The 22,785-nt window shown below is 48.4% G+C and carries 17 protein-coding genes and 1 pseudogene; 10 read left to right on the top strand and 8 right to left on the bottom strand.

The window, feature by feature from the left end; translation table 11 throughout:
* Positions 1-25: 25 nt before the first annotated feature.
* The 5 genes from MHB71_RS19675 (at position 26) to mglC (ending at position 6,823) form a co-directional block, all read left to right on the top strand.
* On the top strand, positions 26-1,822 hold the full coding sequence (locus MHB71_RS19675) for a sensor histidine kinase (protein ID WP_340027346.1): 1,797 nt from the start codon (positions 26-28) through the stop codon (positions 1,820-1,822).
* Positions 1,800-2,972: a substrate-binding domain-containing protein gene (locus MHB71_RS19670; protein ID WP_340027345.1), complete on the top strand. Its 1,173-nt coding sequence runs from the start codon at positions 1,800-1,802 to the stop codon at positions 2,970-2,972. The genes MHB71_RS19675 and MHB71_RS19670 overlap by 23 nt, the downstream gene beginning before the upstream one ends.
* Positions 2,973-3,146: 174 nt before the next feature.
* The gene (locus tag MHB71_RS19665) at positions 3,147-4,208 is read left to right on the top strand and encodes a galactose ABC transporter substrate-binding protein (RefSeq protein ID WP_105600894.1); all 1,062 of its coding nucleotides are present in this window, start codon (positions 3,147-3,149) and stop codon (positions 4,206-4,208) included.
* Between the two features lie 74 nt (positions 4,209-4,282).
* Positions 4,283-5,788: a sugar ABC transporter ATP-binding protein gene (locus tag MHB71_RS19660; RefSeq protein WP_340027344.1), complete on the top strand. Its 1,506-nt coding sequence runs from the start codon at positions 4,283-4,285 to the stop codon at positions 5,786-5,788.
* Positions 5,789-5,803: 15 nt separating this feature from the next.
* The gene (gene mglC / locus MHB71_RS19655) at positions 5,804-6,823 is read left to right on the top strand and encodes a galactose/methyl galactoside ABC transporter permease MglC (protein ID WP_340027343.1); all 1,020 of its coding nucleotides are present in this window, start codon (positions 5,804-5,806) and stop codon (positions 6,821-6,823) included.
* A 240-nt stretch (positions 6,824-7,063) separates the two neighbouring features.
* Here mglC and MHB71_RS19650 read toward each other — a convergent pair whose 3' ends face one another.
* A complete protein-coding gene (locus MHB71_RS19650; RefSeq protein WP_036672474.1) occupies positions 7,064-7,399 on the bottom strand; it encodes a hypothetical protein in 336 nt (111 codons plus the stop codon).
* 415 nt (positions 7,400-7,814) lie between these two features.
* Between MHB71_RS19650 and MHB71_RS19645 the strand changes: the two genes are divergently transcribed.
* Complete coding sequence (locus tag MHB71_RS19645; RefSeq protein ID WP_340027342.1) at positions 7,815-9,230, top strand: ATP-binding protein; 1,416 nt, start codon at positions 7,815-7,817, stop codon at positions 9,228-9,230.
* A 680-nt stretch (positions 9,231-9,910) separates the two neighbouring features.
* Here the strand turns inward: MHB71_RS19645 and MHB71_RS19640 are convergent.
* The 3 genes from MHB71_RS19640 to MHB71_RS19630 form a co-directional block, all read right to left on the bottom strand.
* Positions 9,911-11,752 carry an ABC transporter ATP-binding protein gene (locus MHB71_RS19640; RefSeq protein ID WP_340027341.1) on the bottom strand — a complete coding sequence of 614 codons (1,842 nt, stop codon included), beginning with the start codon at positions 11,750-11,752 and terminating at the stop codon, positions 9,911-9,913.
* Positions 11,736-13,520, bottom strand: coding sequence for an ABC transporter ATP-binding protein (locus tag MHB71_RS19635; protein ID WP_340027340.1), 1,785 nt, complete (start codon positions 13,518-13,520; stop codon positions 11,736-11,738). The genes MHB71_RS19640 and MHB71_RS19635 overlap by 17 nt, the downstream gene beginning before the upstream one ends.
* 83 nt (positions 13,521-13,603) lie before the next feature.
* Entirely contained in the window at positions 13,604-14,038 is a 435-nt protein-coding gene (locus MHB71_RS19630) for a MarR family transcriptional regulator (protein WP_340027338.1), read from the bottom strand.
* Positions 14,039-14,226: 188 nt separating this feature from the next.
* Here MHB71_RS19630 and MHB71_RS19625 point away from each other — a divergent pair, with 188 nt between their 5' ends.
* The 4 genes and pseudogenes from MHB71_RS19625 to MHB71_RS19610 all read left to right on the top strand — a co-directional run bounded on the left by MHB71_RS19625 (position 14,227) and on the right by MHB71_RS19610 (position 17,396).
* A complete protein-coding gene (locus MHB71_RS19625) occupies positions 14,227-15,165 on the top strand; it encodes an NUDIX domain-containing protein (protein ID WP_340027336.1) in 939 nt (312 codons plus the stop codon).
* A gap of 90 nt (positions 15,166-15,255) precedes the next feature.
* A pseudogene (locus MHB71_RS19620) lies at positions 15,256-15,741 on the top strand (NADAR family protein).
* Positions 15,742-15,853: 112 nt separating this feature from the next.
* A complete protein-coding gene (locus MHB71_RS19615) occupies positions 15,854-16,732 on the top strand; it encodes a TIGR02452 family protein (protein WP_340030201.1) in 879 nt (292 codons plus the stop codon).
* A 241-nt stretch (positions 16,733-16,973) separates the two neighbouring features.
* Complete coding sequence (locus MHB71_RS19610) at positions 16,974-17,396, top strand: macro domain-containing protein (RefSeq protein ID WP_340027335.1); 423 nt, start codon at positions 16,974-16,976, stop codon at positions 17,394-17,396.
* 133 nt (positions 17,397-17,529) lie between these two features.
* On the opposite strand, the gene MHB71_RS19605 is transcribed toward MHB71_RS19610, so the two are convergent.
* From MHB71_RS19605 to MHB71_RS19590, 4 genes are all read right to left on the bottom strand, one after another.
* Positions 17,530-18,477, bottom strand: coding sequence for an iron-hydroxamate ABC transporter substrate-binding protein (locus tag MHB71_RS19605; RefSeq protein WP_340027334.1), 948 nt, complete (start codon positions 18,475-18,477; stop codon positions 17,530-17,532).
* 60 nt (positions 18,478-18,537) lie between these two features.
* Positions 18,538-19,554 (bottom strand): iron ABC transporter permease, encoded by a 1,017-nt coding sequence (locus MHB71_RS19600; RefSeq protein WP_340027333.1) that lies wholly within the window; start codon positions 19,552-19,554, stop codon positions 18,538-18,540.
* A 2-nt stretch (positions 19,555-19,556) separates the two neighbouring features.
* A complete protein-coding gene (locus tag MHB71_RS19595) occupies positions 19,557-20,630 on the bottom strand; it encodes an iron ABC transporter permease (RefSeq protein WP_340027332.1) in 1,074 nt (357 codons plus the stop codon).
* A gap of 99 nt (positions 20,631-20,729) precedes the next feature.
* On the bottom strand, positions 20,730-22,460 hold the full coding sequence (locus MHB71_RS19590; RefSeq protein WP_340027331.1) for an AraC family transcriptional regulator: 1,731 nt from the start codon (positions 22,458-22,460) through the stop codon (positions 20,730-20,732).
* Between the last annotated feature and the right edge of the window lie 325 nt (positions 22,461-22,785).

Here is a 22,785-nt window from a genome sequence, read left to right as displayed (position 1 = left end):
GTTCTTGTCCAGATGGGTGAAGTCCATGGGACCCCAATTACGCTCTCGTCTGCGTTCGTCCAGAGTCAGCAGTATCCGGTTTATTATTACGTGGTCCTTTTCCGTCTTCATCGTCTTGGTGCTAACCATCATGGCGATGCTTCTGCATGACAAGTTCACGCAGGCTGCCGAGCGAAGTGCGGAACTGACGACGAGACAGATTGTGGATCAGGTTAGTTATAATCTGGAGGATTACGTCCGCAGTATGTCGCATCTGTACCGTGCCATTGAGGAACACATGCTGCGTGACGGGACATGGGAAGGGGAACTGGTGGACAAACAGCTTGACACACTGCTCAGCAGTCGTGAAGATATCATCTCGATTACTTTGCTTGATTCCACGGGGAAATTGCTCAAGAACCGACCTACAGCCGAATTAAAAACCAGCGCCCATGTGACACAGCAAGGGTGGTTTCAGTCTGCGCTTCGTGTGCCGGATCACCTGAGTTTCTCGTTACCTCATATTCAGAACATGTACACAGGCCCATATAAATGGGTCGTTTCCATGAGCAAAGGCATAACGATACGGCAAAATGGTCAGGATCGGCAGGTTATTTTGCTGGTCGATATCAATTTCAAACAGATGGATGAACTGAGCCGTCGGGTCAGTCTGGGGCAACGGGGATATGTCTATATCATCGATGAGAGTGCGGGCAATATCGTGTACCATCCGCAGCAACAATTGATGTATATGGGACTCAAAAGCGAGAATATCGAACAGGCTTTGGTGGCTTCCGGCAGTTACGAAGATGAAGCAGATGGGCAGAAAAGGCTGAATACCGTGAAGTCCGTTGCCAATATCGGGTGGAAAATCGTCGGTGTTGCTTATCTGGATGAGATTATGACCACTCGCCAGGAAGTGAACGGATATCTCATTCGTGTATTGGTCGTTGTACTGGTACTGGTCATTCTCGTATCCCTGTTTCTTTCCTCCAGTCTGACTCGTCCGATCCGGCGAATGGAGCGCAAGATGAAGGCCGTGGAGCGCGGGGATTTCAACGTGGAGTTGCCTATTGAAGGGCCGCTGGAGGTGGAACGACTATCCCGTCGCTTCAACCTGATGGTCAATAAAATCCGAACCTTGATGGATGAGATCATCCATGAACAGGAGCAGAAGCGGCGTCTGGAGCTGGAAGCCTTGCAGGCCCAGATCAATCCACATTTTTTATATAATACTCTGAATTCAGTAGTGCGCATGGTAGGCATGAGCCGCAATGAGGAAGTGATTACGATGATCACGTCTCTCTCTCGCCTGTTCCGCATCAGTCTTAGTCAAGGCAAAACGATTATCACGATCAGGGAAGAGCTGGAGCATGCGCAGCATTATTTGACGATTCAGCAGATGAGGTTCAAGCGCAAATTCAACTTTACGATTAAGGCAGATGATACGCTTCTGGATTGCCTGACATTGAAGCTGGTGCTCCAGCCCTTGATTGAGAACGCCATTGTTCATGGCATCGAGTACCACATGGACGAAGGAAGTATTGAGGTTGATGTTTATCGTGAGGACAACAAGCTGGTGTTTCGCATTACAGATAATGGGGTCGGCATGACGGAAGAACAGATGTCGGGATTATTGAGTGGCAGTCCGGTTGTCAAAAGCGGTGCAGGCTCCGGCGTAGCGGTACGCAACGTCCATGACCGAATTCGGCTTTACTACGGGGAGGGCTTCGGACTTGAATTTGCAAGTGAGTTGGAAGAAGGAACCACGGTCTGGATTCGGATTCCCATTCAATCGCAGCAGAAGGAGGGCGAGCCTAATGACAGACAACCAAGTGAATAGGAACGATGCCCATAGAGGTAAAAGATTGAATATTCGTACGTTTTGGAAAAAGGTTGCTGCGAGCTTTCCTGGAATCCGGAAATGTCGGTTAGTAACCCAGACAGCTGCAAGCTGCTGTCTGCTCATATGCAGCGCCTGTGGCTTATCGAGTCCCGATGCTACGACAGTACCGCCACGTATCGCGCTGATTACGCCAGCTGGGACAGGGGAACTTGCGGAAGCTATCCGGCTTGGTGCCGAAGCGGCTGCCAAAGAGAACGGGGCCGAACTGATTACCGTGGAAGCATACCCTTCCGATGGTGATGTGTACACGCCTGCCATTCTGGACTCTGCTAGAAGTCAGATGCAGGTCAAACAGGAAAATATCAACAGCCATACGTTGTCTCGCAGTGGGCGAGAGCAGGCTCAAGTGGAGGCCGCCGCATCGGCTCTGAAGCAGGGAGCATCAGCTCTATTAGTCGATCCTTTGAGCGAGAAGGCGCTTAGCGACATTGTTCAGGAGGCGCAGGCAATGAATTCAGATGGAGCCATCATTCCGGTCATAGTGCTTAACGATGAATTTCCCGTGAAAGGCATCACCAGCGTCATCTCCATGGATAATGTGGAGGCTGGAAGACAGGCCGGCCAGGCTATGGCGGAGCTTCTGGAAGGGAAAGGGCATGTGGCTTTATTGGGCCCCGATCCTCTTAATTCGGGTCTGATTCAGAGAGAGCAGGGAGTTATGGAAGCCTTGGTACAGTATCCTAATATTCAAGTGGAACCCAAATCGATATGTAATACACGGGATGGATGTTGGCAGACTGCGAAGCAATTGCTGGACCAGCAGGAGGTAGATGGTTTCATTACTCTTCAGGAACCGGCTTCTCTGGGAGCAGCAGATGAACTGAATCGACGCAACTCTGCGGACAAGGTAAGGATTGTTGGATTCGGCAGTGAACAACAACAACTGGAGCAATTGCAAGAAGGGGTCTTTGATCATCTCATCGTCCAGAATGGATACAGTGCAGGTTATCTGGGATTGAATCAAGCCGTTGCGCGGCTGAACAATCAACAGGTGCAAGCGAGAGTGTTACTTGAGACCAAGCTGGTTAGTACAGACAATATGTTCTGGATGGATAACCAGAAGCTGTTGTTTCCTTTTGTACAATGAACCAATGCTGGAACGAGTGCCGGAACGAATACTGAATGAAGAAATGAAGGTGTTTGTTAACTTGAGGAAGATTTCGATAGAACAGGTGAAGATATTGTATTCGAATTTAATGTAAACCCTTTCATAATAAAGACATCGGTGAAGCCGAATGAACTTGGGGGAGGTCATTAGGATATGAAGAAGACATGGATGACACTGTTGATTACGGCATGTATGGTTGTGACGGCGGGGTGTAGCAGCGGCGGAGACAGTGCAGGTGGAAGTACGGGAACAGATACAGGAGGCCAGACAGCAGCCGGTACGGAAACGCCAAAGATTGGTGTTGCCATCTACAAATTTGATGATACATTCATGACGGGTGTACGTAATGCCATGACCGCAGCAGCGGAAGGTGTTGCGACTCTGGATATCGTGGATAGCCAGAATGCACAGCCGACCCAGAATGAGAAAGTGGACCTGTTTGTGTCTAAGAAATATAACGCAATGGCCGTGAACCCGGTGGACCGGACGGCGGCGGGTGTCATCATTGACAAGGCCAAGGCAGCGAACATTCCAGTGGTATTCCTCAACCGTGAGCCGGTGGCGGAAGATATGAACAAGTGGGATAAGGTGTATTACGTAGGAGCCAAAGCGGAGGAGTCCGGTACGATCTCCGGTCAGCTGATTGTGGATTACTGGAAAGCACATCCGGAAGCGGACAAAAACGGCGATGGCAAACTGCAATACGTCATGCTGAAAGGGGAACCGGGTCACCAGGATGCAGAGCTTCGGACCAAATATTCGGTTCAGGCGATCCAGGATGCCGGAATCGAAGTGGAAGCACTGGCGGAAGACACGGCGATGTGGGACCGGGTGAAAGGTCAGGAGAAAATGCAGGCGTTCCTGGCTTCCCATGGTGACAAGATTGAAGCCGTTCTCGCAAACAATGATGACATGGCCTTGGGAGCCATTGAGGCATTGAAAGCAGCCGGATACTTCAAAGATGGCAAATCCATGCCGGTGGTAGGTGTGGATGCAACAGCTCCAGCCATTCAGGCTCTCCAGGATGGCACAATGCTGGGCACGGTGCTTAATGATGCCAAGAATCAGGGTGCAGCCACGGTGGCACTGGCTTCCGTACTTGCCAAAGGTGAGACACCAACAAAGGAAAATACCAAATACGATATTACAGATGGTAAATATGTCTGGATTGCATACAAAAAGATTACAAAAGACAACATCGCCGACGCCCAATAACAGCACGAGACAGGGACGTCCGACATTCGGGTAGCGTCCCTTTTTTGCCGGTCATATGGAAGGGAGGAACCAAGATGGAGTCACCTTACCTGCTGGAGATGAATGGAGTTTCCAAAGCATTTCCGGGTGTGCAGGCACTAAGTCAGGTCACATTGAAAGTGAAACCGGGGACGGTTCACGCCTTGATGGGAGAGAATGGAGCGGGGAAATCCACACTGATGAAATGTCTGTTCGGCATGTATCACCCGGATGAAGGAACGATACGTATCGAAGGAAAGGATGTGGATATTCCGAATTCCAAAGCGGCACTTCAGCAAGGCATATCCATGATTCATCAGGAGCTGAATCCGGTCCCGCATCGTCCGGTGATGGAGAATATATGGCTGGGTCGTTTTCCGATGAGGGGGATACTGGTGGACGAGAAACGCATGTATACCGATACACTGGCGCTGTTCAAGGACTTGAACCTGGATATTGATCCGAAGGCTCAGGCGGGAACACTGTCTGTCTCCAAGATTCAATCCATGGAAATCGCCAAGGCCGTCTCTTTTCAATCCAAAGTCATCGTCATGGATGAGCCAACTTCTTCCCTGACAGGCAAGGAAGTGGATCAGCTCTTTACCATTATTAATGAACTGCGCAGTCGCGGTGTATCTATTATCTATATTTCACACAAGATGGAGGAGATCCTGACGATCTCGGATGAAGTGACAATCATGCGTGATGGCTTCGTTGTCGGGACATGGGATGCTGTGGATCTAACGACAGATCTGATCATTACGCGTATGGTTGGCCGTGATCTGGACGAACGTTTCCCGGAACGGACGAATGTGCCCGGTGAAGTGATATTAAAAGCCGAGGGTCTGACATCAAACCAGTCCAAATCGTTCTGTGATGTATCCTTTGAGCTGCGAAAAGGTGAAGTGCTTGGCATTGGCGGCCTGGTTGGAGCACAGCGGACAGAACTGATTGAGTCCTTGTTTGGACTGCGTGGACTCGCTTCAGGTACGATTTCGATTCATGGGCGCAAGGTTAAGATTAATTCCCCCGCAGCAGCGAAGCGTCATAACATTGCGTTGCTCACGGAAGAACGAAGAGTCACAGGAATCTTTCCGGTGTTGTCGGTGTATGAGAACACGATCATTGCCAGTCTGGGGCGCTACCGAAATCGTGTGGGCTTGCTGGACGAGAAAAAGGGCCGCGAAGAGGCACGTGAGCAGACGCAGAAGTTCAGAACCAAAACGCCTTCAGTTAACACGCTGATTCGCAACCTGTCTGGCGGCAATCAACAGAAAGTTCTGCTAGCGCGCTGGTTGCTGACCGACCCGGAGATTCTGTTGCTGGATGAACCGACACGTGGAATTGATGTAGGAGCCAAGTTTGAGATTTACACCATTATTACGGAACTGGCTCGTCAGGGCAAAAGCATTATCATGATTAGCTCGGAGATGCCCGAACTGCTGGGCATGTCGGATCGCATTATGGTGATGAGTGAAGGGCGTCTCACCGGAATCGTAGATGGAGCCGAGGCAACTGAGCAGAATATTATGAGGCTGGCCGCGCAGCAACGGATGGCTTAGTCAGGAGGGAAACAGATGAACACACAGATGATTAATCAAGTGAAACAATATGTAACACAACGCGCCATCTTTATTGTACTGATCCTGCTCATTATTGGTATTGCGATTGCTGATCCGAATTTTCTGGCCTTCTCCACACTGCGGGACATCTTGCAGCAGTCCTCCACACGGGCCATTATTGCGCTCGGTGCAGCCTTTATCCTTGTCACGGGCGGGGTCGATCTATCCGCTGGAAGGGTGGTTGGTCTGACAGCGGTTGTATCGGCATCGATGCTGCAAATTGATGAATATGCAAATCGCTTCTTCCCCGATCTGCCCCACTTATGGGTGGGTCTGCCGATCCTTGTCGGGATTACCGCAGGTCTGTTTGTGGGATTGGTAAATGGACTCATTGTCGCCAAATTACATGTGCCACCTTTTATCGCAACGCTGGGTACGATGGTTGCCGTGTACGGACTGAACTCCATTTATTTTGATACGGAACCCAACCAGTCACAGCCGATCGGAGGATTGAGACCCGATTTTACCGTCATTGGCTCTGGATACATTGATCTGGGCGGGGGTTATTCCATCCCGTATATTGTCCTCATTGCTATTACGGTGGCATTAATCTGCTGGGTGATCTTTAACAAAACACGTCTCGGAAAAAACATGTACGCGATCGGTGGCAACATTCAGGCAGCGCATGTATCCGGGATTCATGTGGCTCGCAACCTGGTTGCGCTGTATGCCATTGCGGGTGCGTTGTATGGTCTGGGTGGTGTGCTTGAGGCAGCACGCACAGGTGGAGCAACAAACAATTACGGTAACATGTATGAACTGGATGCGATTGCCGCATGTGTGGTAGGCGGCGTATCAACGGCGGGTGGTATTGGAACAGTACCTGGGGTAATGGCGGGTGTACTGATCTTCGGGGTCATTAACTATGGTCTAACGTTTATCGGTGTAAGTCCATACTGGCAGTTGATTATCAAAGGATTGATCATTGTTGCTGCGGTGGCTTTTGATATCCGTAAGTATATGGCAAAGAAATAAGATTAACGTGAAAGGTTACACCGTTGTACTCCGAGTGCAGTACCATCTTCCGATCGCCCTTATCCCCTGGTTTTCTTGATTCCCTATATTAATAGGGGAAAATCCGGTGATAAATGCGAACGCTCTCGCTTCTTCAGATTGGTTCTGCACTCTACGTTATGGTGTAAAAATTCCATTCATCTTATATGGAAAAGCAGCAAAGAAGCCAGCCCTCGGGATATAGAGAGCTGGCTTTAATTGTTATGCATTTACAAACCAATCTACGACAGTAATTATAGGGCCAATAATGCAAAACACTAGCATAAACGCAGCCACGTTACAGGCAACACTTGAGCCATAATGTGAACGATTTTTTTTGGCTATCCAGATGGTAGGGATCCAGAAGATTGCTGTGGCTACAAAGGGGATATGAAGTCCTTGATCTCCGTTACTATAAATAGGCAAGTTTAATAGTTCGAATAGTCGATAACCTAACCTGAAATTTTCTTCTCCCCACCCGTAGTTAAAAGCGAATCCCATAGCCAGTATGAGCAGAGATAGAGTACCCAGACCGAAAGGTTTTCGTTGTGTTGTCATGTGATATCCTCCATAAGAAAGTATTTATCCTAAATTAATCCATTAATGTATTGTACCACAATAATGATTTATGCGAAGAGGAATTGATTCACTTTTGTTGATTACAATTACATCATATGTCCTATTGCCTTCATAATTTATACATTCGTGCGAATTTGACGAGCCTCCACTAATCGACAACATCAGCTAATCATAATCGATATAATACATGTACATAAGTTATTTGATGTGAGTTTTATGTCAAAGGGGGCGAGGCTGTTTGCTTAGTTACACGATGAAAATGGTGATATTCCCGCTAGGTTGTCTGCTTGTCATTCTGTCCTCTTATGTTCTCAGGCTTACCCCTAATATGGCAATAATGTCACTTTCGGCGACATTATTGGTAGCAAGTATTTATGGGGAGAGACGATATCCTGTGCTGCGAAAATTTCAGTGGATTTTTCTAGGGATATTCCACTATTTCAGTGAACTGAACTGGTGCAACATGCTGTATTATATGCTCATTATTTCAATGATCCAGGACAAACCAAGGTTGACGCAGACCTTGCCGATTTCGTTGCTGCTTATGTTGCAATATACGTTGATTCGGCTTTCGTATGTGCCTGTAGATACATATGCTTTGCTGGTTTCGTTATTTGACCTGTTAACCTCGGTTGTTATCATTTTTTTGTATCATACCTTAATCAACAGTGAGGTCGAGAAGCGCAGGCTTCGGGAAAAAAATCGGTTCCTGACCCTGCATGATCCGCTTACTGGACTGTTGAATTACGAAGGTTACATGGAGGTGTTACATAAGACAGTAGAAGAGCAACGGTCTTTTTTGCTTGTCCTTTTGAACGTCAATAACTTTAGCGGCTTTAAAAAAGAGTCAGAAGATCCTTGGTGTACGGTAATCACAGGTACAGGTCAGATGATCAGCAATCATTTCACCGAGGCCTATGGCATATCCCGGTATGCAGGAGACCGATTTGCAGTCGTTTTGCCAGAGATACAGGATGTGGAAGAACGAATGTCGTCACTGTTATCCGTGCAGCTTCAAGGACTCCAGGTAAGCTACAGCATCTCCCTGTACCCGGAAATGTCGGATTCGTTGCAGCACTTTATGACGGTTGCCGAAGATAGGCTTCTTCAACAACAGCGTAGCAAATGGCTGAAAAATGAAGAAGAAGTATTTCGTTCCGAAAGACTAAGGGCTGTGGGTGAACTGGCCGCAGGTATGGCTCACGAAATTCGAAATCCGCTTACCGCAATTCGGGGATTCCTGCAGCTGTCCCGTGGACAAGCCTTTAATATCGCGCCATGGTATGAAGTGATTATGGGTGAAGTGACGAGAGTAACCGATCTGACGGCTGAATTTTTGCAGTTTTCCAAACCACATGCGAATCACATGAAGCCTGAACATTTGGGTCACTGCCTTGAACGAGTGATGTCTTTGACCGAGTCAGATGCGGCATCCCGAGGGCATCAAATTACGCTTGAAATGACTAATGAGCCAGTTGTGATCATCATGGATCGAGATAAAATTGTGCAGGTATTGATCAATCTGATTCGTAACGCTTTTGAAGCAATGACAGACCCTGGTGAGGTTCATATGGATTTGTTGCAGGACGGGGACGCAGTACTCATTTCAATTACAGATACAGGAAGTGGCATTCCGGAAAATTCGCTATCCACAATCTTTAATCCATTTTATACAACCAAAGAAGAAGGTACGGGACTTGGACTTGCGCTCTGCCAGAAAATTGTTCAGGATCACAAAGGTAAAATTACCGTCCATAGCGAAATGGGGGTTGGCTCCACCTTCACGCTTCATCTGCCCATGGAGACGTAAATCATATAACTGACCCAGAGATAGCAATTAAATAGTCCATTAGACAAAAACATAAAAACGCCGCATGGGTCCTGAAGAACCCCATGCGGTGTTTAGTATTTCGATTAATAAGTTGATGTGTGGAGACTACATTGGTTCAGATCATTTTAGCTATATAAGAGTGTGTCTGCAAATTCAAGGTAAGCGATATGATGATGGAGGTCAGCATATAAAAGTCTGAAGTTCAAGCCGGTTGATCCTGGCGAATGGGTAGTCGATGTTCTAAGGAACATAGGACGTCTTATTTGGCCTTCAAGTCCTTACTTTAATTTGTAAGAAACTTCAGACACGTTATTTCCCAACATCCCATGAAAAAACGCTGAAAATGGCTGTTTATTTGGATATAACGTGTCTCAGGTTCTTTAGATTTCTGAGGGAGCTTCAAAAGCTTGAATAAGGCGCCTCAGATTCGTTAGTTTACGCTCTTGCTCTGTTCCAACCGCGAGCTGGACGATGTCCTCAAGCCCGCCCGGCACGGAGTGGAGCTTTTCATTTGGAATAGAGAAAATCCACTTTTGTGGCATATTGATCGCTTGTTCGCACGCGAAGGACATGTTCTCCCACATTCAGGATACAGCACATTCGCTTGCTCCGTACGCGCTAAGGTCCACTTCGGCATGGATTAACTTTGCAGAGTCGCTTTAGTTCGACTTATTGAGCTGTCCCTGATGTAACTGATAGTAGAATCCTTGTTGCTGCATCAACTCGTCATGGCTGCCCCGTTCAGCGATCTGTCCATCATCAATGACGAGAATCTGATCGGCTTCACGAATCGTGCTCAGTCTGTGGGCGATGACAAAGCTGGTACGGTCTTTCATTAAAGTGCGCATCGCTTCCTGGATCTTCATCTCTGTACGCGTATCAATGCTGCTTGTTGCTTCATCCAGAATAAGAATGGCCGGATCAGCCAGAATTGCCCGGGCAATGGTCAGCAGTTGTCGTTGTCCCTGACTCAGGTTGCTTCCCCCGGAAATGATAGGGGTATCGTAGCCCTGTGGCAGTTTGCGGATGAACGAATGTGCATTCGCCAGCTCAGCTGCTTGCCTGATCTGTTCATCCGTTGCGTCGGGCTTACCGTAGGCGAGATTGTCGCGAATGGTACCCGAGAACAGGTAGGCATCTTGAAGTACAATGCCGAGTTGCCGACGGAGTTGGTCCTTCTCCAGTTCCGAGATGTCACATCCATCGATGGTAATCCGTCCGCCTGTAATCTCGTAGAAACGGGGCAACAGGTTGATAATGGTCGTTTTACCTGCGCCGGTGGGTCCAACAAGTGCAATCATCTCACCAGGTTTTACAGTAAAACTGACCTTCTTAAGAATGTCTCGATCCGCACTATATCCGAAGGAGACGTCTTCAAATACCACTTTGCCTTGAATCTGATCCAGTTGTTTCTTCTGTTCCTCCACGTATTCGCCAGGCGTATCCATAATGTGGAACACACGTTCAGCACCTGCGATTGCAGCCTGAATCAGATTGTACTGATTGGCCAGATCGTTGAGCGGCCGCTCAATCTGGCGGGAGTAAGCGAGAAAGCTGACGATTAGTCCGATGGATGTCAGATCATGATAAGCCATCCATCCACCTACGGAAGCCAGTATGGCAAACCCGATATTGTTCATCACGTTCATCGTAGGTCCAACCAAACCCGAAACGGTCTGGGCCTGTGTGCTGGATGTGCGCAGTTTCTCGTTCAAATTCTCAAAATGTTGATGTGCCTGATCCTGACGGTTATAAGCCGCTACGACTTTTTGTCCAGCAATCGTTTCCTGAGCATACCCATTAAGCTCACCAAGCAATTTCTGCTGGGCGGTGAAGTGTTTACGTGTTCTCGAAGCAATCAGGCGAGTGGCGATGGTAATCAAGGGTACAGTCACCAGACTGAGCAGGGTAAGCCGAACATCCAGTGCAAACATGATCGATAAGGAACCAACGAGCAAGATGGCACTGGACATCAATTGGGTTACGCTTTGGTTCAGCGTTGTAGATACGTTATCGATATCATTGGTCGCCCGGCTCATCAGATCCCCGCTTTGATTTTTATCAAAAAAGCTGACAGGCAGCTCTTGTAGTCGGGAGAACAACGCATGTCGCAGATCCTTAACGGTCAGTTGGGACACACCAATCATGACATAGGATTGAGCCCACATCAGGAGTGAGCCAAGGACATAAACACTCAGCAAGAGGAGACATTCCTTCAGCAAACCCGCTGTTACTTTGGGCACGATATGTTCGTTAACGGCACGGCCGAGAAGGTAAGGTCCTGCCAGATTGAGCAGTGTTCCAAGAGCCGTCAGCACTAATGCAGCAATGACTCCTTTGCGATGACGTCCCATGTACGACGATACCCGGATCAGGGCATGGCGAGCATTTTTGGCTCTGACTTTGGGAACAGGTCCTCTGCCTGCTGGTCCGGGTCTTCCGATGGGAGGCACGACCGTTTGTTGTATGGAGGAAGATGCAGGTTTAGCCAAATTGAACATCCTCCTTCCGTTGCTGCGAATAATAGATGGCTTGATAATGTGATGAATGAGCCATAAGGTCATCATGTGTGCCTCTGGCAACGATCTGTCCTTCATCAATAACATATATACAGTCTGCATCCTTCACGGAGGAGATCCGCTGTGCAATCAAAAAGGTCGTGCTGTCTTTCATCAAGGACTGCAAAGCCTTCTGAATACTCGCTTCCGTACGCAGATCAACAGCACTGGTGCTATCATCCAGAATCAGCACTTCCGGTCGCATGAGCAGGGCGCGTGCAATGGATATCCGTTGTTTCTGTCCACCGGACAGATTGACCCCGCGTTGACCCAGCTCCGTGTCATACCCATCTTTCAGTTTCATAATAAAATCATCCGCTGCCGCAGCTTGTGCCGCAGCACGCAATTCAGCATCCGTTGCACCGGGCCGGCCGAAACAAATGTTATCCCGGATGCTGCCGCTGAACAGGATGGATTCCTGTAGCACAATGGACACACGGCTGCGAAGATCCTGAAGATCCCAGTGGCGAACGTTCACTCCATTCACGAGCACTTCACCCTGCGAAGCATCGTATAGACGGGGAATCAGCTGCACCAGCGAGGTTTTGCCTGAACCTGTTGAACCGATCAGGGCCACTTTCTCACCCGGGCGAGCCTTCAGGTTAATGTCAGTGAGTGCATGGTCTCCGTCATAACGGAAAGATACGTCTCTGAACTCCACTTGACCGCCTGTGTGGGAGGGAAGAGAAGACGTTTGTTTTCGGGACTGATCACGAGTAGACGGGGATGACTGTACATTCCCGGAGTTATCGGTTCCCGATTGAATATCCGGCTGTGTATGTAACACCTCGTTGATCCGTGCAGCTGATACCTTGGCGCGGGAGAAACTCATCATCATCATGCCGATCGACGTGAGGGACGAGAGTACAACCGTGACATAGTTGATAAAAGCAATCAGATCCCCGGCAGCAATATCGCCTCCCACTACCTGGAAACCTCCAAACCACAGCACCGCTACAATGGTAGCGTTCAGCATCAGGCTGAGTACGGGTGCATTCAGTGTGACAATACGCCAGGCTTTGACGGCAGTTGAGGTGTAATCTTCATTGGATTCTTTGAACCGCTTTTTCTCCAGACGCGCACGTGCAAACGCCTTGACGACACGAATGCCGGCAAGATTCTCCTGAAGCACAGCGTTGACCTGATCAAGCTTGCTCTGCACACTGGCGAACAGAGGATAGGAGGCTTTTATCAGAATAAATAAAATAATAAACAGCACCGGTACAGTGGCAATAAGAATTAAAGCCAGCTTTACACTGATCGTAAACGCCATGATGATACTACCGATGATTAGCATTGGTGAACGGATAAACATCCGCAGCAGCATCTGTACAAAGGTCTGCATCTGGGTAATGTCACTGGTCAGACGAGTGATCAGAGATCCTTCCTGAAACGTATCCAGATTGCGGAAGGAGAAGGTTTGAATATGGTCAAACAGTTCCTGGCGCAGATCCGTGCCGTATCCAACGGCAGCTTTACTTGAATAGAGTGTACAGCCTGCACCGCCAACCCAGCCGATTAACGCAACAAGTAGCATGATCAGACCTGTAGTTATGATATGGGGCAGATTCCCTGCAAGTACACCATCATCCACGATGCTGGACATCAGCTTGGGCTGGAGCAGGTCCATGGTAACCTCAAGTACCATGAGCAGCGGGGCGACGATTGCCGCCGACTTATACGGGGTCAAGAATCGTTTTAACGTCCACAATAGGGAATCACCTCAATCTTCATAGCATAAGTGAATCAATTTCATAATACCTTTAGCTGCTTCAATCGCGAATCTGCATCACCTCAAGATTCACGCAGGTTTTGGAGCATACGATGTGCAAGTGCAGACATGATCTCGGATTCTTCCGGTGTAAAATCTTTCTGGGCTTGCTGTTCCAATTCCTGAATCACTTCTCTCAATTCTTGTAGCGCGGAGCGCCCCTGATCCGTCAGGTATACCCGCAGACTGCGCATATCTTTTGGGTCTGCTTCACGTCTCACATAACCGGATGATTCCATGCGCTTGAGCATCACGGTTACCGTTGCGGGACTGCGCTGAAGTTGTTTGGCCAGGTTTTTCTGGGATTGGCCATCTTCCCGTTCAAGCTGGAACAGCAAAGGGGGCTGCCCCGGGTATAACTCGGGGTGGTTCACAAGTTTCTCATGAACCTTGTAGCGTTTCAGTTTCACGAGTTCGGATAGCTGTCCCATTAACCGATCATTTTGGACTGGGTTCATATCATCTACTCCTATCCTTTTAGTTAGTCGACTAAATAAATCTTAAGTTTGATTTGACATATCGTCAAGTGAATACAGATCATTTATTTTAGACTGGAAATATTGACCTGACATAAAATGATGTGATAAATTGATATTATCTAATTGTTAATAACACAATGTTAATAACAGAATGGAGTTTGTATATTATGACTTACGAAGGTTCCTCTGGAGGAAAAACACTCGATTACCGGGAGCATCAGGATCAGGTACATACCAGTGAACAACAGTTTCTGGAAACGTATAATGCTGGTGATTACGAACGTCCTTCCGTCACCGTGGACATGTTGGTCTTTACGATTCGCAGTGAAGCTCAGGAGAATTATCGCAAGCTCGCTGAACCCGAACTCCAGTTACTACTAATCCGGCGGGGTGGTCATCCCTATCTGGGCCAATGGGCGTTACCGGGCGGATTTGTCTCCATGCAGGAATCATTGGAAGATGCTGCTCGGCGGGAATTGTTGACGGAGACAGGGCTGGATGATATTTATCTGGAGCAACTGTACACCTGGGGAGATGTGGAGCGAGATCCGCGTACACGGGTCATCAGTTGTTCCTATATGGCGCTGGTCGATAGCAGCGAGCTGGAGCTTCAGGCTGGCGATGATGCCAGTGAGGCCAATTGGTTTCGGGTGGAGCAGCGGCTTCTGGAAGAGAAGCGCCATATCCATGAGCGTGGACGTGTGACAGAACGCAGATTGCAGTTGATTTTGACCAATGGAACAGAAGAGTTATCGGCAATTGTTGAAACGAAAGAAACGATAGAAGGAAAAGTACGAAGCCATCGTTTGACGTTGGGGGAGGTTCAGGGGATTGCATTTGATCATGCCAAAATCATTCATTATGCACTTGAACGTCTGCGATCCAAGATCGAGTACACGGATATTGCATTTAATCTGATGCCGGAGACGTTTACGCTGACTGCACTTCAGAAAGTACATGAGATCATCAGTGGCAAAAAACTGCTGGCTGCCGCTTTCCGGCGTAAAATCGCCGATTGGGTTATTGAGACGGGAGAGTATGCGAGCAGTGCCGGTCATCGACCATCACGTTTATACAGATTGGACCCCGAGAGGCAGACACCCTGAAAAGGGGAAGAATCAATGAAATAGGAGAAGTGATTCAAGCCATGGGCGGGATCGCTGCAACCATGAGGAACAAGTAAAGAGGGGATATGGATGGAAAAGTTTACGTTTTTCTGGCGGACTGTATCTCCGTTCTCACAGTGGCACCCGGCGGATTTTACCGTGAACGGGGTTCACTACACGAGTGCGGAGCAATACATGATGCACAAGAAAGCGCTGCTGTTTGGCGATCAGACCATCGCAGACAAGATTCTGAAGGCAAGCTCTGCTTCGGTACAAAAAAAGTTGGGCAGACAGGTCACGGGTTTCGACCAGACTTTATGGGAAACGGAATGCTAGCGCATTGTCTACGAAGGCAATTGGGCCAAATTTACACAAAACAAAGAACTGCTAACCACGCTGCGCGCCACTCGTGGAACGACCCTTGTGGAAGCAAGCCCAGATGATCGCATCTGGGGTGTGGGACTGGCGGAGGAAGATCCGCGTATTCGGAATAGAAGAACATGGCGGGGAACCAACTGGCTGGGTGAGATTCTCACCCGTCTAAGAGAAGATATAGGAAGTGATTCAGATGAGTGATAAGCAACAGTATAAGAACAATAGCAGTAATAACAAGAACAGCAGTGGACGTTACAACAACAACAGTACACTTGATAGATCAACGGGTATTACCGGCTCCAATCCACGTACCATGCGGGCCAGTATCGCACAGCAGACGCTGGCTATTTTGGATGAAGGACAATACGTGAATGGATATAATCGCAAGGTTGAGATAGGTATCGATGTGCAGCAAGCCATTCGAAATTCGGTATTATATCGTCCTTCGGAGCTTTCCACACTCAGGGGGAAGTTCCGTACAGAAGCTCACGCAGAAACTCATTCGGTAGCCTCATCAACTGAAGCTGAAGCTGCATCTGTGTCAGTGCGCATTGAGGTTACTGGAGAGACTACACTTGGAGCGGCTTCACGTTTGACGGTAGCTGAAGGAAGAGAAGATGTGGTCTGTCTGAACTTTGCATCGGCGAAAAATCCTGGCGGCGGTTTCCTTGGTGGAAGTCAGGCACAGGAAGAGAGTCTGGCCCGAGCGACAGGACTATACCCGTGCATCGCCCAAATGGATGAAATGTACGAGTACAATCGCAAACAGCGATCAGGTCGCTATTCGAATTATATGATCTATTCTCCGGATGTTCCGGTGATCCGTGATGATGAAGACCGACTGCTGGACCAATATTATGTATCATCATTCATTACTGCGCCAGCGGTGAATGCGGGTGTGGTGAAAGAGCGTGGAGAAGCTGATGATCTACAGATTGAGTCCGTGATGAAGGAACGCATCCGTTATATTCTGGACGTGGCTGCTACGAATGGTCATCGGACGATTGTTCTCGGTGCATATGGTTGTGGAGTATTTCGTAATGAACCGGCAGTGGTGGCGAAGTATTTTCATGATGTGTTAGTGGGAGAGGGATTTAAGGACTCCTTTGAACGAATTGTATTTGCTGTATATGATCGATCCTCAGGTCAGCGAACATTAAAGGCATTTCAACGTTGTTTGACAGAGGCCTAATAAAAAAATAAGGGATCTACATAGTTTGAACTAATCATTTGCACGATAACGGAGAGGACAGAAAAAACCTGAAAAAGCAAAGCGTTCGCCTTTATCCCCGGATTTTCCCTTCTAGAAAAAGGGAATCGAAAAAATCTGGGGATAACAGCGATTGGAAGGTTGTTCTGTCATCGTAGTGTCAGTGTAAATAATCTTTAGTTCAACTATTAAATGAGAGCGCTTGATAAAGGAGAGGAATGCGATGCAGTTTCATGAGAGAGAACAGGATTTATTTGAACTGGGGGATGAGTACACGCTTGCACACTGCATATCAGCCGATGCAAAGATGGGGAAGGGCATTGCGGTACAGTTCCGGGAGCGATTTGGTTTGGAAAATCTTCAAGAGCAGGCCAAACAAGAGCCGCTTGAGATTGGACGATGTTATCCGGTAGGACGGACGATGAATCTGGTCACCAAGGCAAAGTTCTCCAATAAGCCGACGTATCAATCGTTGACTAATGCGGTAGAATCCATGCGGGACGTATGTATGAAGGATGGCATTACGAAACTGGCTATGCCCCGAATAGGATGCGGGTTGGACAGGCTAAAGTGGGAGAAAGTCAGTCCGATTATCCAGGAGGCTTTTGCCGATACGGATGTTGAGATCATTGTCTGTACACTGTGAGCGCACTTGGTGGAAGAGGATGGACTGCAACTTGCTGGCAGACCCAAAGCAAAAAACCTCAGCTTTGAGGGGAATAGAGTGTAAGTATGATTCATACAAACGCTGTTCCGATTTCAAAGTGAGGTTTTTTTGGTTATTTTTTGGAGAACATTTCTTTGGCTTCATCCATGGCCATTTTATTACCGATCGATGAGTAATCCAGCCAAGGCTGTGCACCAATCGGGTAGACATGGCCGGCTTTGACTGCTTTCAGGCCTTGCCAGATCGGATTGTTTTGCAGTTCCTTGAACATGGTCTGGGCTTCATCATCCGAATTCACAACTACAAAGATCGCATCTGCATCATAGTCCGGCAATATTTCACGGGAGACGACTTGATACGGTTTAGTCGAATCGATATCTGTGATCCCTTTGGCAGGAGTCAGACCGAGATCCTCATACAAAATGGGACCCATGGGACGGCGTGTACTGAATACACGTAATTCTTTGGCAGTAACACGGATTGCCATCACAGTACCATCACCAATCGTATCATGAATCAGAGATTTCACTTCTTCCGTTTCGGTTGCGTAGTCCTGAATGTATTGCTCGGCTTCCTTCTCGCGACTCACGAGTTTGCCAATGTCTTTCAGATGGTCGCGCCATGTACCGTCATCCAGATTGAAGACATGCACCGGAGCAATTTTTTCAAATTTGGCAAGATCACCACCGGAAAATTCTTCGTCCAGATAGATCACATCCGGTTTCAGGGCAAGCAAAGCTTCCATATCCGGGTCTTTAACCGGACCAAGTGGCGTTGTATTTTGAAGTTGATCAGCAACATGGGACAGGAAACCTTTGGCTTCGCCACCGATAACGGAACCAACCGGAGTAATGCCAAGAGACAGCAGATCATTGGTCAAGTGAATCGACATGGAGGCAATACGTTGCTCTCCCGAATTTGCACTGTTGTCTTGATTGTTGCTTGAAGTATCCGTGGACGAACCACCAGAAGCAGATGATGAATTATTGGTCGTTCCACAGGCTGCAAGCACAAGCACCAGACAGATACTCATGACAAGCATAAGATTTTTCTTTAACATGGGTAGTCACATTCTCCTTGAACATCTCTTGGATGTCTTTATTGTTTTTTGGAAAAAAGATCACTTGCTTCGTACTAACAGGTACAAAAAGTAAGGTGCACCAATCGCGGCAACCACCACGCCTGCCGGAATGGCATTAGGCTGAAAGATCGTTCGCCCGATCGTATCAGCGGTCACCAGAATAACCATACCGATGAGCCCGGCGGCTGGGATCAGATGCCGATGCATCGGACCCACAAGCCTACGCGCCAGATGTGGCGCCGCCAGACCGATAAAGCCGATTCCACCAGCCATGGATACACTGACGGCAGACAAAGCCACGGCACAGAGCAGCAAAATAATACGCTGGGATCGGACAGGTGTCCCGATACTGGTTGCGGCAGCATCTCCAAGATTGAAGGCATCGAGCGTTTGGGATCGACTCCAGATGTACGAGATACATAACACCACCCAAGGAAGCAACGCTTGCACATGAATCCAATCCCGGCCCCAGACGCTTCCTGCCAACCAGCGAGCGGCAAAGGAATAGGTGTCTTCATCCAGACGCAGGGATAGGTAGAGTGTCAAGGCATGGAACCCGGCCGCTACCGCGATTCCCACCAGAATCAGCTTAATGGGTGATACGCCGTTATGGCGATCATAAGATAACAGCATGATGATCAGGGCAGCGGCCACACTGCCTGCAAAAGCAAACAACGGGATCAGCAAGGCCACAGAGCCATCCATCGTAAAGGAGAGACTAACAAACACCATTAGTCCAAATGCAGCCCCTGCATGTAATCCCAGAATGCCCGGGTCCGCCAATGGATTGCGGGTGATCCCTTGCAAGGCTGCTCCGGCAATACCAAGTCCAGCTCCGGCCAGTACAGTTACCAGGATGCGAGGCAGTCGGTAATCAAACAGTACAATCTGATCATCCGAACTGCCATTACCAAACAAAGTCTGTAACACAGCCGCTGGGGAGAGACGAATGGTTCCCGTGTTCAGGCTGATCACAATAACGGCAATCGCGATGCAGAGCAGCGTGATACTGACAACTATCGAACGTTTACCTCGAGAAGGTGTATTAAAATTCATCGCTACAAGGCCCTCCTTTCTTTACGGGCCAGATAGAGGAAGAACGGTACACCGACAAAAGCGACCATAATGCCTACCGCGAGCTCCTCGGGCGGGTTCACGATGCGTGAGCCCAGATCGGCGAGCACCAGTAATATCGCTCCAAGTAGAGAAGACATCGGAATGATGAGTCGATAATCCACACCCACCAGTTTGCGGGAGATATGAGGGATGACAAGTCCGACAAATCCAATCGAGCCTACTGCCGACACGGACACACCAGCCAGCACAACAACCGCTGCGAGGGCGAGAAACCTCGTCCAGCGCAAGTTGATCCCGAGATTAATCGCTACTTCTTCACCGAGTGACATAAGCGATACACGCCGGGCGAGTGGCATAATCAGTACTAGTGTGGCGAGCAGTACGGGGAGAATTAACTTCAGATGCCGCCATTCTATTCCGCCAAAACCTCCCGCATACCAGAAGGCCAGATCCTGACTCAGGTCAAAATAAATGGCAACTCCTGTGCTGAGCGAGGTTAACATGGCTGCAATAACGGCTCCGGCAACGGTCAGTCTGATGGAATTCAGACCACCAGGTGCTGCCATTCCAAGCAGGAAGATAAGCAGTGTGCCCAGAACAGCCCCGAGGAAAGATAAAAACATAATCCAGCCGTATGGCAGTCCGGGCCAAAAGGCAAAGCTCAGTGCTACGACAAAAGTGGCTCCAGCATTGATGCCCAGAATGCCCGTGTCTGCCAGCGGATTACGCGTAATGCCTTGCATTAAAGCTCCTGCAACAGCAAATGCAGCGCCGATAATAACCGCGGCAAGGACACGAGGCAGCCGCAGCTCATGGATAATCTGATGTGGTGTCAAAGCTGGGTTGTACTGAAATATGGCAGCCCATACGGTTTCCAGCGTTAACCCTTTGGCACCTAAAGAGATTGCGACAAACATACTTAGCAGCAGTATGGCTATGGCAGACAAAAACGTCAGCCCAACGGTCACTGCAGATTTTCTTGAATTAGACGGACGATGTGGCAGTCCCGGATGTTGAATACGGGTCACTCCTTTGGTACCAACAACGTATTTCATTGTTATTGATTATCATTATCAATTAGTGATCATTATAGAATCTTAATTCAGGCCCGTACATGGCTTAAATTAAGATTCTGGAGATGGACATTTTTTAGATTACAAAAGTGAAGGTTTGTTCGTCAACATAGAGAGCGCTTCATCGAGCTGGATGTTGATGGAATATGGAGCATATACGACCCATGAGTTCCAGTCGATGAGATGTACACGTCCGTTTTTTACCGCAGGATGGCTGTTCCACAGTGGATTCGAAGCCATCTCTTTCAACAGTGTTGCCTTTTCATGCATAGAATTAATCGCCAGTACCAGCACATCTGCCTCAAGTCCGTCCCATTCTCCTGGTGTGAAGGGCAGCCAGTTGAATCCAACGCCGGGAGATTTGCCAGCCAGTTCGGTCTGAATGCGCTGAGGAGCGGCCAATTGCAAGGTTCGATAAAAGACATGTCCAAAGTTCCGATGGCTGTACATCCGTGGACCTTTAGGTGTTAACGTGCCAACGGCAACGGTGATGTCCCCGACGAATTCCTTGATTTTTTTGCGTGCACGCTCTGCCTTGCGTTCATGTCGATCCAGCCAATCTGTGGCTGCTTGGGTACGATCCACAATGGATGCAATCTGATGCATATGACCGAAGACGTCTGTCTGGTTCCAGGGAATCGTGATGATGGGCGCGACATCGCCAATATGCTCCATCGCTTTGGCAACTGCATTGTCCTTGGTCAGAATCAATTCAGGATTCACATCAAGAAAAGCCTGACGTCCCTGTTCCCAAGGTTCATAGGCGTGGAAGGGCAACGTCAGCGATTTGGGCATATGAGGAAGATGGCCTTGGATCTGAGCTGCGCATGGCGTGATACCAAGTGTCATCAGGTGGTCCGTGTATGGATAGGAGAGCGACACGATATTTCGGTGGACCTGCTTCGAATAGGAAGTTGGCGCATAACCGGCATGGTTTCGGAAACGTCGGCTGAAATAAAATTCGTCACGGTAACCCACTTCACGAGCTACATCACGGATACGCAGATCTGAAGTAAGTAGCAATTCCTTGGCTCGGTTCATACGCAGATGAGTGATGTACTCAATCGGATTTTTCTGCATGCGGCTCTTGAATAGCTGCGAGTAATAGGACGGGTGCATGTCAGCCAGTTCAGCCAGCTTCTCCAGCTTGATCTCGTGCATATAGTTTTCGCGCATGTATTGCAGGGTGGACCTGAGCCACTGTTCGGGTTCATCCTGCCCAGCCCCCACGTCAGTCTGGTCTTCTTGAGGCCAGAGCATATGTAACAGTTCCGTCAGGAAGAGCTGTGCTTTCAAGCCCCTTTCCAAACCTTCATTGCTTAATTGTGTAAGCTGTGCGGCAATGCGCTGTATACCGTAAAATGGGCCCTGAATCCAGCCTGTAACAGGTGAACTGAGCTCACGTTCGTAGATTCGTCTGGCTTTTGTTTTCTCCGTAGCCCGATACATATCAAAGTGAATGATATACAGTTCAATATCATGGTCTTCATCACTAAACAGTTCAATTGCAGTTCCTGGTAGGGACAGACAAGCTGATTTGCGAACCACGTGAGATTGGATTCCATTCATGATCAGTTGGCCTGTGAATTTGTGCATGTATATGAAGGTATGATGAGCTAACTCAGTTGTGGACCAGCGCCATTTCTCACGGGTTATAATATGTTCTGCCTGACGAAGTTCGATCAGGGTATCATTCAAGAATGCATCCAGGTCTGCTCGAGTTGAGGATTCCTTTTCTGCATTGGGACTTGTCTGCTGGTGCAACGTGTGTGGATTCATGCCGCTGTGGGCGGTACCCGGGATGGTAGTCATGGTTGTTATGCGTCCTCCTCTCTTTTGAACAGTTTAGGTAATGATTGAATATGGAACACACCATATTTTCTCGGACCTGAGCGTCTTTCTTGAACGTCTCATCTATTGAGGCGTTTTGCATGATGTAGTGAATACTGGCTGCCTTGTCAAAAGCACGTTTGCAGTATAGCCAGATGTTTTATGAATAGCACAGGGTATATGATCCCGTTATCAGATGTGATCGATAGTTTAACCAGATTGTCGCTAGTTACAAGTATGTTTACGGACAAGACTTCTTGGCCCTAGTCTGCTGATAATCTTAGCAAATCTACTGGAGAATTGAAAT

The organism is Paenibacillus sp. FSL H7-0940, assembly GCF_037979415.1.
Lineage (GTDB): Bacteria > Bacillota > Bacilli > Paenibacillales > Paenibacillaceae > Paenibacillus > Paenibacillus amylolyticus.
This window is presented reverse-complemented; position numbering and strand designations above follow the sequence as displayed.